Consider the following 12,888-nt stretch of genomic DNA (forward strand, 5'->3'; position numbering starts at 1 on the left):
CGCTACCGGAGCGCGCCGAACTTCGCCTGAAAAACCCGGATCAACTAGGATTACAACATCGGGAATCGTATTCAGCCCGCAGCTTTAAGAGCTGGGCTCGAAACCTACCAGGAGCATCGGTGTCAGAAGCAAATTCGCAGTTCTCACAAGCCATTCGTGGCTACAACCGTGCAGAAGTTGACGCTCGCGTGGCGGCACTGAGCGGCCACATTGATTCGCTACAAGCGCACATTCAGTCATTGCAGTCGGCGCATCAAACCGCCGTTGGCGATGTTGATTCCCAGCGCGCCCTCATCGAAGACCTGCAAGCACAGGTCGCTGAACTCGGTGCAAGTGGCTACACCGGCCTGGGTTTGCGTGTCGAAAAGAGCCTGCACCAAGCCGAACAAACAGCACAGACATTGATGGCGCAGGCAGATCTCGACGCCGAGAAGCTTCGCCGCAACACCGAAGCTGAAGCAGAACGACTACTCCGCCAGGCTCAAACTCGTGCAGATGAGCTGGTCACATCAGCCACCGAACAGGCAGAGACACTCGTCACTGAGGCACGAAACGAAGCCGAAACGCGCGAAGCTCACGCAAAAGAGCAGGTAGAACTACTCACCACCGAAGCACAGCAGCGCGCCGCTTCGCTCACCGCCGACAGCGAACTCGACGCTAGCTCCGCCATTGAGACTGCCAAGGCTGAGGCCAGGGCGATCCTCGCTGAAGCAAAGGGCGAAGCAGAACGACTCGGCAATGCTGCGCGAGCAGAGGCCGGAACGCTTCGCGAAGAAACCGAACGCGCCGCTGAAGAGTTTGCGCGCCTTCGCGAAAGCCACGAGCGCGAAGCAGAGCTCGAGCGAAGCCGACTCACCACCGAAGGTGAACGCGCCCGCGCAGAATTCGCCGAGCGTATTCAACGCGAAGAAGCAGATCTCGCCGCACGATTCGCCGAGCGTGAGAAAACACTCAGCTTCGAGATGAACGCGCTCCGTCTCACACTCACCGACGAGATCGAGACGCTTCGCAATAAGATCGCTCAGGAACGCGCCGAGCACGAACAGAGCATCGCGGCAGAGCTTTCGACCCATCAGGCACGCATCGAGGCAGAGTCGCAAAGCCACAGCGAGAAGCTGGCCGCCGCTCAGTCCGAGCACGAAGCCACCCAAGAGCGCAACACTGCCGCGCAAGCAGCCCAACTCGCCTCGCTCGCAGCTCAGGCAGAGCGAGAGCGCGAGCGCGCGAAAGAGGTTGCCGAAGCTGAACTCAGCGAAGCAGCGTCGGCGCAGGCAACAGCCCTTGCCGAAGAGCTTGAGCAGCACGACTTCACGCTGACCGCAGAGATCACCGAGCACGAAGCTGCCCTCGCCAAAGAGCGCAGCGCGCACGAGTCAGAAATCGAGCGCGGGCGCGAAGAGCTGCGCAGCGCAATCACCGCGACCGAAGCAAAAATCGCGAAGGATCGCTCTACGCACCAAGCGAGCCTCGAAAAAGAGCGCACGCTGCACCTTGAGCGCATCGCCACCGAGCGTATTGAGCATGACAACACGCTTGCCGACGAGCGCGAAGCGCACGACGCCGCAATCGCAGAAGAGCGCGAAGCCCACGAGAGCTCAATCGCTGAAGAACGCGAGAACCACGAGGCCACTCTGGCAAACGAGCGAGAGAACCACGACGAAACTCTGGCAACAGAACGTGAAGCGCACGACCAGCAGCTCGCCCAAGAACGCGAAGAACAAGAAGCTCACCTATTGAGCGAGCGCGCAGCACACGACAAGAAGATCGCAAAAGAACGCGCAGCTCATGAGAAGAGCATTGCCAAAGAGCTCGCCGCGCATCAGGCTTCACTCAGCGACACCCAGACCATGCACGAAGAGCGTATTGCTTCTGAAAGCACAGCGCACAGCGAAGAACTCGCCGCTCTTGCAGCGAGTACCGCAGAGGCGCTGCGGATCCAACGCGAAGAAGCGGCAACCGCACTCGGCATTGACCGCGAGCAGTTCGAGCTTCAAGCAGATCGCGACCGAGTAAGCCTGGCCGACGACATTGCACGCGAACGCGCCGATCATGAGCGTCGTGTGACAGCAGAGTATGCAGCACACCAAGAACAGCTGCGCAGCGAACGAGCCGATGCCATCGCCGCGACCGAACGTGACGTGGAAAGCATGCGCACCAAGGTCACCGCGGAGCTTGACACCCTGCGAGCAAACACGGTCGAAGAGTTGGCAGAGTACCGCTCAACGATTGAGACCGAGCTGGCTACAGCCAAAGCTTCGACGGAAGACTTCGTGCGTGATGAGCGACAGCGCATCACCACCGAAGCCGAAGAATTTGCACAGACCGCAGCCGAGCGCCGAGAGACCCTTGAGCGTGAGGTCTCAGATCGTCAGGCTGAGGCCGCGGCCACCGCAAGCGAACAGCTCACGGCAGCACGCGCTTCACTTGCCGAAATTCAAGAACAGCTGGCAACCGCTCGTGGCGAGTACGAGCGTGTGCTTGGCGGTGCAGCAGCAGATGCCCGCGAAACCCGCCTCGCGGCAGAACGCCAAGCTGCAGAAATCGTGCAAGAAGCTGAGCAGCGCGCAAACCACACATTCACTGAGGCTGAGAACCGCGCACAAAAGGTGCTCGCAGCCGCCGAAGATCGTATGGTTCAGCTCAAGGTAGAACGAGTGGCCGTTGCGCGCTACTTCGAAAGCCTCGGCGAAGTTGTCTTGAACGCGAAAAAGCTTGAAGAAAGCGTAAAGCCTTCTACTGAGGCTGAGATTACGAGCGAGAACAACGCCGACGTGTCTACCTCTGCAGACGACGCATGACCATCACAGCAGCAGCCGACGGATCGGCACTAGGGAACCCCGGTCCGGCCGGTTGGGCTTGGTACATTGACGACGCTCAGTGGCGTGCCGGCGGTTGGCCGCGCGCCACCAATAACCAGGGCGAACTCATGGCAGTGATCGACCTCCTGCACGCCACCGCTCATCGCGCCGACGAGCAGCTTCACGTGCTCTGCGACAGCCAATACGTAATCAACTCGGTCACCCAGTGGATGCCAGGCTGGAAACGCCGCGGCTGGCGCAAAGCCGACGGCAAACCAGTGCTTAACCGCGAGCTACTTGAAACACTTGACCAAGCAATGCAGGGTCGACAGGTTCGATTCGAGTGGGTGAAGGGGCACGCCGGCCACCCACTCAACGAGGCAGCAGACGACAAAGCGCGAGCGGCGGCCACTGCCTACCAGCGCGGACAAGAACCCGAAGCAGGCCCAGGTATTGCTGCCGCGGCGCCGAGCCCAAAAGTTCCGCTAGCTGCTCCCCCGCAACAAGACACACTTTTTTAGAGCGCTGGATCGCCGATCCCCCAAGCGAGTAATTGTTTAGGGCAGTCGCCAGCAGTGCGAATGATAGTGACGGCGCTGTTGCACAGCAGCGGCGTCGCCAAATAGGTGTTCGGCGCTCCACGCGACGATGTGTGCCTGACCTGCGGGCACATCGGTACCGCAGTCGGGGCAACGGTACGCCTTCTCAGCGCGATGCGCAGGGATTTCGCGCACGAACCATTCGGTTCCGCGACGGTACTGCTTCTGCGCTCCCCCGTAGGCAAGCCGAGTCACATCACGCGGTGGATCTTGTGCGGCTCGCTGATACTTGCTGGGGCCGCGTCTACGCGCCATGAGCGCGAACTCGTTCGATTACCACCAGCTATTTGAGACCCAGAAGTCATAGGCGCCAGCCCAGCTGCCGTAACGACCGACAGCGTAACCATTAGCCCAGCGCAGGTTATCTACTGGATCATAGCCATTGCCTGGCACCTTGCTGCAAGGCAATGCCTGAACAAGGCCGCAAGCGCCGCTACCTGAGTTAGTAGCATTCGGGTTCCAGCCACTTTCGCGACTCACAACGTAATCCACGTAGCCCCAGTCGCTTGGATCGATGCCAGCGGCAGCCATCCATTCAGCGGGCGCGCCGCCACCGGTGTAGAAGATCGGGCCGGAGCCGCCAGCAGAGCTCTTAGTTTCTGCGACAGGAGGTGGCTCGGGCGCCATTTCTTCAGCGGGAGCCGTTGCAAGTGGAATGATTGGTGCATCGACCAGGGTCGGCACAAACTCCTGATTGATCCGCTCATAAAATGCTTCGTCGGCAAGAGCCGGCTTCGACTGCGAGAGCGGTGCGATGATCGCGGTGCCGGCGATACCCGCGACCGCGAAGGCGGCGAGGTATCCCCGCAGGCGCTTCATGCGGTGAGGTGCGGTGGGGGTATTCGTAGCAAGAGTCACAATGTAACGATCTTATCTCAGTTTAATGGAGCGGTCGAGTCTGAGCTCTCAGCTCTCAGCGGGTGGCCAGCAAAAGCTCGATCACGGCGTCGAGCAGCGCGTCGACCTGATCCTCGTTATAGCCGCGCCATTCCGAATGAAACACGACACTGCGCACCTCTGCTGTAGAGAGCTGGGCTTCACCAGCAAAGAGCGCAGAAACGCGATCAAGAAAAGCATCGACCTGTGAGCGACGGTATCCACTTGCGAAGAAGCCACGGCGCGAAAAACGTTTGCCGCGAGGGCGATCAAGACGACCGCGCACATCGCGCAACAGCTGGCCAACCTCAGCCCACCAAGCCTCGTCACCAATCTCAGCCATGCGCGTGCGCCGCTCGCGCTCATAAAATACTTCTTCGAGCCGATCCATCGCAGCGTCGACAAATCGCGCCGAGTAGCCGCGACGCTTCAGCGGAAACGCAGCACGTCGAATCTCCGCCGAGGTGACCGGGTTCTTTGTCGGCTGATCCTGATCATAGGTCTGCCGCGCACGCTCAAGAAACGCATCTACCTGATCAAATTGGTAGCCAAGCTGGCTGCCCTCGGCCAACGGGAACGCACTGTGTTCTCGTGACGATGAATCTGTGGATTTTTTGCTCATGCAAATACTCCCAAGCTGAGCGCCACACCATAAACGGCAACAGCCGAAGGCAATAGCGAATCAAGTCGATCAAGGAACCCACCGTGTCCGGGGATCCAAGAACTCATGTCTTTCACACCGAGATTGCGCTTGATCAGCGACTCGGTCAAATCGCCGCCCGTCGCCGTAATCAGAACAACAACACCAAGCAATACGCCAACCCACCAAGGCTGTTCAAGTGCAAGCAACGAAATCGCAACACCCGCAGCAATAGCGGCGACAGCAGCCCCAGCAAAACCCTCCCAGGTCTTGTTCGGGCTGATCCTCGGTGTCATCTTGTGTTTGCCGAGCGTAACGCCCGCAGCGTATGCGCCAACATCGACCGACACCACAATCAACACGAGCGCAAACACCCACCACTCACCGCGATCCGGCGCCTGCACAAGCAGAATAGCCATCGACGCGAGAAACGGCACGTAGACAAGCGTGAACAAACCCGAAAAGACGTCGCGCAGCAGCGTTTTCGGCGGCACTTCCCAGGCAGGCACAAGTCCCTCAAGCAGTCGCCAGATCACCAGCAACGCTGAAGCGATGAACAGCCCAAAAAGTGCACCGCGCGCGCCATAGAAAGCAGTGCCGCCGACGATAATCAAACCGCCAATAGCTACGCCCAGACGGGGCACCCTTCGGCCTGAAACCCGAAAGGCCGCGGCAAGCTCAATCAGCGCAACGGTCACAATCGCTGCAACCAGCGCGATAAATGCCCACTGCACGGTGAACAGGGTCACCAAGAAAATGGCAGCAAAAATGAGCCCGCTCAGAATGGCAAGAAACAGATTCCTGCCAGCCTTCTCTTCGATTTTTGCGTTTGTAGCCTCGAACTGGGCTTTTGCGTCGCCAATTTGGGCGCGCAGCTCTTCCCGCAGTTCGTCTCGGCGATCCTGCCCGGACATGGTCGTTAGACCTCCAGCAGCTCTGCTTCTTTGTGCTTCAGCGACTCATCAATCTGATCGATGAACTGCTTGGTCACGGAGTCCAGCTCTTTCTCGGCCCGGTTGATCTCGTCTTCGCCAACTTCGCTCTTGAGCGCGTCAAGCGAATCCTTACCGTGACGACGTACGTTGCGAATAGCAACACGTGCGTCTTCAGCGCGGCCCTTAACGATCTTGACGAACTCCTTGCGACGCTCTTCGGTGAGCTCTGGAAGAGTCACGCGAATCACATTGCCGTCGTTTGATGGGTTCGCGCCAAGGTTTGGCATGTCGCGAATCGCCTGCTCGATGTCTTTCATCGCGCCCTTGTCGTAAGGGGTGATCAGGAGGCTGCGTGCGTCCTGGTTCGCGACCGATGCGAGCTGCGAGAGCGGAGTCGGGGTGCCGTAGTAGTCGACCTGTACATTCTGCAGGAGCGACGGGTTCGCACGGCCGGTACGCACAGTTGCGAATCCCTCACGTGCGGCTTCGACGGCTTTGGTCATACGTTCTTTGACGTCTACGAAGACCTCATCGATCACGGTAGCTCCTTCAGAGTGGGTTGAATGTTGAAAGTCTATCTGCGCGCACCCAGTGAGGTGCGCAAGCAAAGGGGGTGTTAGCTGTGCACCAGGGTGCCGAGGCGCTCGCCACGGATCGCGGCGGTGACGTTGCCCGATGGCTCCATACCAAAGACGCGCATTGGCATGCCGTTGTCCATACACAGGCTGAACGAGGTCGAATCAACAACCTTGAGGCCCTTCACTAGAGCATCGCTGTAAGTGATCTCATTGATCAGGGTGGCGGTTGGGTCCTTGTGCGGATCTGCGGTGTACACACCGTCTACACCGTTCTTCGCGACCAGCACTTCATCGGCTTCAATCTCAAGCGCGCGTTGCGCAGCAACGGTGTCTGTTGAGAAGTAGGGCAAGCCTGCGCCGGCACCAAAGATCACAACGCGACCCTTTTCCAGGTGACGAACCGCACGCAGCGGAATGTAGGTTTCAGCTACCTGGGTCATTGTGATTGCGGACTGAACGCGAGTTTCAACGCCGGCCTGCTCAAGGAAGTCCTGCAGAGCAAGCGAGTTCATGACAGTACCGAGCATGCCCATGTAGTCAGCGCGTGCGCGGTCCATGCCGCGCTGCGAAAGCTCCGCTCCCCGGAAGAAGTTGCCACCGCCAACCACAATCGCGACCTCGGCCGAGTCCATTGCCGCAGCAATCTCACGAGCGATCTGGCTCACAACATCAGGATTCACACCGAGGGTTCCCCCACCGAATGCCTCACCCGAGAGCTTGAGCAGTACGCGACGCTTGCGGGGTGTGGACATAAGATTTGCTCCTTCATACGAGGGTATTAAGATCCAGCCTAGCGCTGAGCGCGTAACGACTGCCAGTGGGGTGTGCCTTAACCTCGTGGCATCTGACCACGGGCAAGGAAAGAGCCCGGGTCAAACGCTGATGCGTGACCCGGGCTCTTTAGAGCGTGTTAGGCGCCAACCTTGCTACGAGCAAAGCCCTTAACGGTGATGCCAGCAGCCTCGGCTACCTTTGCAACCTCGCGCTTTTCAGCGTCGAGTGCGTGCACCTGCTCGTTCAGAACAACCTGCTTGAAGAATGCGTTGAGGCGACCCTCAACGATCTTTGGCAGTGCTGCCTCTGGCTTGCCCTCGTTGAGCGAGATTTCGGTAACGAGCGCGCGCTCCTTCTCGACATCTGCCTCAGGAACCTCTTCGCGAACCACGAACAGTGGATCAGCGAACGAGATGTGCTGAGCGATGCTGAGAGCAGCCTTGTCGTCTGCACCTTCGTAACCAACAACAACACCGATCTGCGGTGGCAGATCCTTCGAGGTGCGGTGCAGGTAAACAGCGGTTGCAGGTGCCTCGATGCGAGTTACCTTACGCAGCACGATGCGCTCGCCGATGATCGCCGACTCGTCGGTGATCAGATCGCCGACGGTCTTGCCATCAGCAGGAGCCGCGAGTGCAGCCTCTACATCAGCAGCGCCAGCGGCCGAGATTGCGTCGAGAACCTGCTCGCCGAGTGCAAGGAACTTCTCGTTCTTTGCAACAAAGTCGGTCTCGCAGACGAGCTCGATCATGGTTGCGGCGCCCTCGCTCTGACGAACGCCAACCATACCCTCGCTAGCCTCGCGGCCCTCGCGCTTTGCAACACCCTTCAGGCCCTTGAGACGCAGGATCTCAATCGCCTTCTCGATATCGCCTTCAGCTTCTACGAGAGCGTTCTTGCTGTCGAGCATGCCAGCACCGAGGCGCTCGCGAAGCTCCTTCACAGCGGCCATGCTTACTGCAGCCATGTGTGACTCCTTTTAGGAAAGTGTTGAAAGTTTATGAACCAGTTAGCCGAAATTACTCAGCTGCGGGTGCTTCAGCTGCAGCATCGGCAGCAGGTGCCTCAGCAGCAGGTGCCTCAGCGGCGTCAGCACCGAGGAGCTCGACCTCCCACTCAGCGAGCGGCTCTGCAGCAGCTTCGCTTTCGCCTTCAGCTGGCTTCTGGTGGCGCTCCATGAGGCCCTCAGCAGCAGCGTCAGCGATCACGCGGGTGAGCAGCGCAACCGAACGGATTGCGTCGTCGTTGCCCGGGATCGGGTAGGTGACCTCATCAGGGTCGCAGTTGGTGTCGAGGATGGCGATCACAGGGATGCCAAGCTTCTTCGCCTCGTCAATAGCGAGGTGCTCTTTCTTGGTGTCTACTACCCAGAGAGCCGAAGGGGTCTTCGTCATGTGGCGGATGCCGCCAAGCGACTTCTGCAGCTTCTCGAGCTCGCGCTTCTTGAGCAGCAGTTCCTTCTTGGTGAAGCCACTGGTGGTGCCTTCGAAGTCGAGCTGCTCGAGCTCCTTCATCTTCTCAAGACGACCGGTAACGGTGTTGAAGTTGGTCAGCAGACCACCCAGCCAGCGCTGGTTTACGTATGGCTGGTTCACGCGGTCAGCCTGCTCAGCGATTGCTTCCTGAGCCTGCTTCTTGGTGCCAACGAAGAGGATGTTGCCGCCACGTGCAACGGTGTTCTTCACGAACTCGTAAGCCTCATCGATGTAACCCAGCGACTGCTGCAGGTCAATGATGTAGATGCCCGAACGCTCGGTGAAGATGAAACGCTTCATCTTTGGGTTCCAGCGGCGGGTCTGGTGTCCGAAGTGAACACCGCTGTCGAGCAGCTGGCGAATGGTTACGACGGCCATGGCCGGTCTCCTATTCTGCACGCCAAAATGGCGCACTATTGCGGTTAATATTCGATACCGTCGGTATCAAATCCTGGTGCCCAGGAACCACCACTGATGTCAGCTCAGCTTTCACAGAGAAGAAACCAGACCGTTGGTGGCCAAACACAGAACTTAAAGCTCAGCGCGGGCACGCGAAGTCACCCCTTTCGAGGTGCTCGTCTAGCTTAGCATCTTCATTGTCATCAAGATGCGCGCTCCACGCCGATTTTCAGCTCACATCCCGTGTTTTTTCGTTTCGGCCCAGTCGGCTGTGCAAAGCCGAGTATTTTGCGGTGGATCGTGAGAGTGTCACCCCCATGAACCTCATAACACTCATCTCTGCTCTTGCGCTCATTCCCTTCGGCTCCGCGCACCTGCCCACCTCGCACACGCCACCGAACCTGTGGTTGCCACCAACCTCGGCTCCACTCACCGTGTCATCGTTCTACGATCTGCCGCACGGAAAATACCAGGCGGGCCATCGCGGAATTGATCTCCCCAGCAATCCCGGCACACTCGTACGAGCACCAACGGCGGGCATCGTGAGCTTTGTAGGCACCGTCGTAGACAGGCCAACCATCTCAATTCGAGTGGCAAGTAATACCGTCCTATCAATCGAACCCGTGCAAAGCGAACTGAAAGAGGGCGAAACAATCAGCAAAGGGCAAAGTCTTGGCACAGTTGCCGAAGGCGGCCACTGCTCCCTGAGCTGCACTCATCTGGGTGTCCGAGTGAACGACGAATACGTAAACCCGCTCAGATTCTTTCGAGGCAAAGCGGAGCTGATCGCTTGGTGAGCGCGAAAGGGCCGAAACGGTGCAGCGCTTCGACACAAGTGCGAGATTCAGCGGCGCTGCGAAAAGGCGGTCGTGTATAGGCACACGCTCGCAGCTGTGGCAAGATTCAGCGATTCGGCGCTGCCATAAATAGGCAGGCGCATGGCACGGTCGGCAAGCAAACGATCCTGCTCGGTGAGCCCTCGGGCTTCGTTTCCAAATACCCAGGCGGTCGGCGCCGCGAGGCGCTCGTCGTCGATGCCGAGTTCTTCGCCATTCACATCTGCTGCAATCACCTGTAAGCCAGCGGCCCGCGCGACGCCAATAGCCTCCTCAAGGCTGCCTGCGATTGCGACGGGAAGGTGAAAGAGCGAGCCCGTGGTTGAGCGTACAACCTTCGGGTTCCAGGGATCGATGCTCTCCCCCGCGAAGATCACCGCGTCGGCGCCCGCGGCGTCTGCCGCCCGCAACACAGTTCCCGCGTTACCGGGATCACGAACCTCGTGCAGCACAGCGACAAGCTTGGCGTCAGCGAGCGCTTCAACAAGCGATACCTCAACGATGCGAGCCACGGCAACAACACCCTGAGGCTGCACCGTCTGCGCCATCGCAGCGAGCACCTCATCAGTAACACGAACAATTTCAACATCCGCAGCATCGGCCAGTCGATCAATCTCAAACTGCCACGATTCGCCACCCATCGTGGCGTAGACGGTGACCGCGCGATCCGCCGCGTAAGTCAGAAGCTCCCGAACCGCAAGTGGACCCTCAACCAAAAACTGCCCCAGCGCGAGACGATCTTTTTTGCGGGCAAGTGCTGCAATACGACGGACTCGTGGTGCTTTTGGGTTCTCAATCACCTCACAAATCTACCAGCCACGAAGCATTTGCAAGTCGGTCGCATCCTGACGAACTGCCGCGCGCAGACTGCCAAGGAGACCCTACAAAAGCAGCCCACACACCACGCGCAAACCCGCTGCGAACCGCGCACGACCCGAACAAAACAAAAAGGATCGCCCACCGAAACGGTGAGCGATCCTTTTAAAAGAGTCAGAGACTTACGCTGCGGTCTTCGCTGCGTTGACGTCTTCTGGGAGAGCCTTCTTGGCAACCTCGACGAGTGCTGCGAACGATGCTGGCTCGTTGGTAGCAAGCTCGCTGAGCATACGACGGTCAACCTCAACGCCTGCAAGACCGAGGCCCTGGATGAAGCGGTTGTAGGTCAGGCCGTTAGCGCGTGCGCCAGCGTTGATGCGCTGGATCCAAAGGCGACGGAAGTCACCCTTCTTCTTGCGACGGTCGTTGTACGAGTAGACCAGCGAGTGGGTAACCTGCTCCTTGGCCTTACGGTACAGGCGTGAACGCTGTCCGCGGTAGCCCTCGGCGCGCTCAAGGATAACGCGACGCTTCTTGTGGGCGTTAACGGCCCGCTTTACTCTTGCCATTTCAGTTCTTCCTTAAAAATTCTCGTAAGCGATGGGGGTGCTTAGCGCACCAGCAGCTTCTTGGCCTGCTTGACGTCACCAGCCGAAAGCACCTGGTCTGCGTTCAGACGGCGCTTACGCTTTGAGGCCTTCACCTCGAGGTTGTGGCGCATGCCAGCCTGCTGCTTCATCAGCTTGCCGCTGCCGGTTACCTTGAACCGCTTCTTGGCCCCCGAGTGGGTCTTCTGCTTAGGCATCTCTATCTCCTTGTTCCTAAAACTAAAAGTCTGGGTCGAGTTCAGACTGAACCCGTGGCATCAAGCGCTGCAATTACTTCAGCGCGTGCGCCCTATTCGGCTGAATCGCCCGAGTCGGCTTCGTCTGCCGGCTTGTCAGCGCGGCGAGTTGCCTTTTCCTCGGCACGGCGAGCGTTCTGCTCAGCCTTTGCTTCGCTCTTGTTCTTGAGCGGCGCGATCACCATAACCATGTTGCGGCCGTCAATGCGCGGTGCGCTTTCAACAGTGCCGAACTCGGCAATGTCTTCTGCGAACTGCTGAAGCAAACGGACACCCATCTCTGGACGTGACTGCTCACGACCGCGGAAGAGGATCATTGCCTTGACCTTGTCGCCCTGGGTAAGGAACCCAATTGCGCGCTTAGCCTTGGTCTCATAATCGTGCTTATCGATCTTCAGACGGAAGCGGACCTCTTTGAGCACGGTGTTCGCCTGGTTTCGGCGAGCTTCCTTTGCCTTCTGAGCAGCTTCGTACTTGAACTTGCCGAAGTCCATGATCTTGGCCACGGGTGGCTTCGAGTTTGGGGCTACCTCGACCAGGTCGAGATCGGCATCCTGTGCGAGGCGCAGAGCGGTGTGGATCGGGACCACGCCGACCTGTTCGCCGCTGGGACCGACCAAACGCACTTCCTTGGCGTTGATTCGTTCGTTTGTACGGGGATCGCTGATCGCCGGCTCCTTAGATCTTGTGCTGCACACCCGAGGGCGTTGCTAGCTCAGTTCATTGCAAGCACAGATCCGAAACACCGCATGCGCTGTTCCACACCCTTCGTAAGCTGTTTCATTCGAAACGGGGTGTCAACTACCCGGTAGCCTGTATATCGGCGTCGGGTGGGAGGTTCTCCACTTGCAAGTTCTCGGCAGATGACCGTGAACCTTTAGAATCTTAGCAAGACTCAGACGAGCATGCAACATAACCAACACAAGGGGAATTACCGAATGAGTGACCAGCAGTTCTCAGAGCCGACAGACGCCCAGAACGCGGCGCGCGATATTGCGGAGGTACCCGCAGTTGAGATCATCACCGCTGCGGCAGTGAACCTCCTCAGCGCAGCGGCGATCAAGTGCGGCCTGTCTGATGACCCAGAGAACGAAACTGACCTCGATGAGGCACGCAAGCTGATCAATGCCCTGGCCGGTCTCATCACCGCTGGCGCACCCGAAATTAGTGACTCGCACGCTCGCCCACTGCGCGATGGCCTTCGCTCGGTACAGCTCGCTTTCCGCGAGGCTTCGGCGATTCCTGACGCTCCAGGCAAGGGACCAGGCGAGAAGTACACCGGTTCGGTGATCTAAACGACCTGGCTTCGGCTGCACTC

General features: G+C 58.8%; 15 protein-coding genes and 1 pseudogene. 4 read left to right on the top strand and 12 right to left on the bottom strand.

Going from position 1 to position 12,888, the window contains the following annotated elements:
* Positions 1–119: 119 nt before the first annotated feature.
* Entirely contained in the window at positions 120–2,798 is a 2,679-nt protein-coding gene (locus tag QBL02_RS05045) for a hypothetical protein (RefSeq protein WP_282725298.1), read from the top strand.
* Positions 2,795–3,250, top strand: a pseudogene (locus QBL02_RS05050) (ribonuclease H); the annotation flags it as partial. The gene QBL02_RS05045 and the pseudogene QBL02_RS05050, both read left to right, overlap by 4 nt.
* A gap of 105 nt (positions 3,251–3,355) precedes the next feature.
* Here QBL02_RS05050 and QBL02_RS05055 read toward each other — a convergent pair.
* The 8 genes from QBL02_RS05055 to rpsB form a co-directional block, all read right to left on the bottom strand.
* Complete coding sequence (locus QBL02_RS05055; protein ID WP_282725299.1) at positions 3,356–3,652, bottom strand: ATP/GTP-binding protein; 297 nt, start codon at positions 3,650–3,652, stop codon at positions 3,356–3,358.
* 18 nt (positions 3,653–3,670) lie between these two features.
* Positions 3,671–4,255 (bottom strand): transglycosylase SLT domain-containing protein, encoded by a 585-nt coding sequence (locus tag QBL02_RS05060; protein WP_282725300.1) that lies wholly within the window; start codon positions 4,253–4,255, stop codon positions 3,671–3,673.
* A 55-nt stretch (positions 4,256–4,310) separates the two neighbouring features.
* Positions 4,311–4,895 carry a DivIVA domain-containing protein gene (locus QBL02_RS05065; RefSeq protein ID WP_282725301.1) on the bottom strand — a complete coding sequence of 195 codons (585 nt, stop codon included), beginning with the start codon at positions 4,893–4,895 and terminating at the stop codon, positions 4,311–4,313.
* The gene (locus QBL02_RS05070) at positions 4,892–5,827 is read right to left on the bottom strand and encodes a phosphatidate cytidylyltransferase (RefSeq protein WP_282725302.1); all 936 of its coding nucleotides are present in this window, start codon (positions 5,825–5,827) and stop codon (positions 4,892–4,894) included. Before QBL02_RS05070 ends, QBL02_RS05065 begins: the two co-directional genes overlap by 4 nt.
* A 5-nt stretch (positions 5,828–5,832) precedes the next feature.
* Positions 5,833–6,387 carry a ribosome recycling factor gene (gene frr / locus QBL02_RS05075; protein ID WP_282725303.1) on the bottom strand — a complete coding sequence of 185 codons (555 nt, stop codon included), beginning with the start codon at positions 6,385–6,387 and terminating at the stop codon, positions 5,833–5,835.
* 77 nt (positions 6,388–6,464) lie between these two features.
* Positions 6,465–7,178 carry a UMP kinase gene (pyrH, locus tag QBL02_RS05080; protein ID WP_282725304.1) on the bottom strand — a complete coding sequence of 238 codons (714 nt, stop codon included), beginning with the start codon at positions 7,176–7,178 and terminating at the stop codon, positions 6,465–6,467.
* Positions 7,179–7,336: 158 nt separating this feature from the next.
* Entirely contained in the window at positions 7,337–8,167 is an 831-nt protein-coding gene (tsf, locus tag QBL02_RS05085; protein WP_282725305.1) for a translation elongation factor Ts, read from the bottom strand.
* Between the two features lie 52 nt (positions 8,168–8,219).
* Entirely contained in the window at positions 8,220–9,053 is an 834-nt protein-coding gene (gene rpsB / locus QBL02_RS05090; RefSeq protein WP_282725306.1) for a 30S ribosomal protein S2, read from the bottom strand.
* 338 nt (positions 9,054–9,391) lie between these two features.
* On the opposite strand from rpsB, the gene QBL02_RS05095 reads away from it, so the two are divergent.
* Entirely contained in the window at positions 9,392–9,871 is a 480-nt protein-coding gene (locus QBL02_RS05095) for a M23 family metallopeptidase (RefSeq protein ID WP_282725307.1), read from the top strand.
* Between the two features lie 47 nt (positions 9,872–9,918).
* On the opposite strand, the gene QBL02_RS05100 is transcribed toward QBL02_RS05095, so the two are convergent.
* The 4 genes from QBL02_RS05100 to infC all read right to left on the bottom strand — a co-directional run bounded on the left by QBL02_RS05100 (position 9,919) and on the right by infC (position 12,268).
* Positions 9,919–10,710 carry an RNA methyltransferase gene (locus tag QBL02_RS05100; RefSeq protein WP_282725308.1) on the bottom strand — a complete coding sequence of 264 codons (792 nt, stop codon included), beginning with the start codon at positions 10,708–10,710 and terminating at the stop codon, positions 9,919–9,921.
* A 198-nt stretch (positions 10,711–10,908) separates the two neighbouring features.
* Positions 10,909–11,295 (bottom strand): 50S ribosomal protein L20, encoded by a 387-nt coding sequence (gene rplT / locus QBL02_RS05105; protein ID WP_282725309.1) that lies wholly within the window; start codon positions 11,293–11,295, stop codon positions 10,909–10,911.
* A gap of 41 nt (positions 11,296–11,336) precedes the next feature.
* Positions 11,337–11,531, bottom strand: a complete 195-nt coding sequence (gene rpmI, locus QBL02_RS05110; RefSeq protein WP_282725310.1) for a 50S ribosomal protein L35 — start codon at positions 11,529–11,531, stop codon at positions 11,337–11,339.
* A gap of 92 nt (positions 11,532–11,623) precedes the next feature.
* Entirely contained in the window at positions 11,624–12,268 is a 645-nt protein-coding gene (gene infC / locus QBL02_RS05115) for a translation initiation factor IF-3 (RefSeq protein ID WP_282725311.1), read from the bottom strand.
* Positions 12,269–12,508: 240 nt separating this feature from the next.
* Between infC and QBL02_RS05120 the strand changes: the two genes are divergently transcribed.
* Complete coding sequence (locus tag QBL02_RS05120; protein WP_282725312.1) at positions 12,509–12,865, top strand: DUF1844 domain-containing protein; 357 nt, start codon at positions 12,509–12,511, stop codon at positions 12,863–12,865.
* Positions 12,866–12,888: the final 23 nt, after the last annotated feature.

Source organism: Leucobacter sp. UT-8R-CII-1-4 (assembly GCF_030010235.1).
Lineage (GTDB): Bacteria > Actinomycetota > Actinomycetes > Actinomycetales > Microbacteriaceae > Leucobacter.

Coding starts and splice junctions, on each gene's coding strand:
- rpsB (WP_282725306.1), bottom strand. CDS start 9,053: ATGGCCGTCGTAACCATTCGCCAGCTGCTCGACAGCGGTGTTCACTTC.
- QBL02_RS05095 (WP_282725307.1), top strand. CDS start 9,392: ATGAACCTCATAACACTCATCTCTGCTCTTGCGCTCATTCCCTTCGGC.
- rpmI (WP_282725310.1), bottom strand. CDS start 11,531: ATGCCTAAGCAGAAGACCCACTCGGGGGCCAAGAAGCGGTTCAAGGTA.
- rplT (WP_282725309.1), bottom strand. CDS start 11,295: ATGGCAAGAGTAAAGCGGGCCGTTAACGCCCACAAGAAGCGTCGCGTT.
- QBL02_RS05120 (WP_282725312.1), top strand. CDS start 12,509: ATGAGTGACCAGCAGTTCTCAGAGCCGACAGACGCCCAGAACGCGGCG.
- tsf (WP_282725305.1), bottom strand. CDS start 8,167: ATGGCTGCAGTAAGCATGGCCGCTGTGAAGGAGCTTCGCGAGCGCCTC.
- pyrH (WP_282725304.1), bottom strand. CDS start 7,178: ATGTCCACACCCCGCAAGCGTCGCGTACTGCTCAAGCTCTCGGGTGAG.
- QBL02_RS05055 (WP_282725299.1), bottom strand. CDS start 3,652: ATGGCGCGTAGACGCGGCCCCAGCAAGTATCAGCGAGCCGCACAAGAT.
- QBL02_RS05065 (WP_282725301.1), bottom strand. CDS start 4,895: ATGAGCAAAAAATCCACAGATTCATCGTCACGAGAACACAGTGCGTTC.
- QBL02_RS05070 (WP_282725302.1), bottom strand. CDS start 5,827: ATGTCCGGGCAGGATCGCCGAGACGAACTGCGGGAAGAGCTGCGCGCC.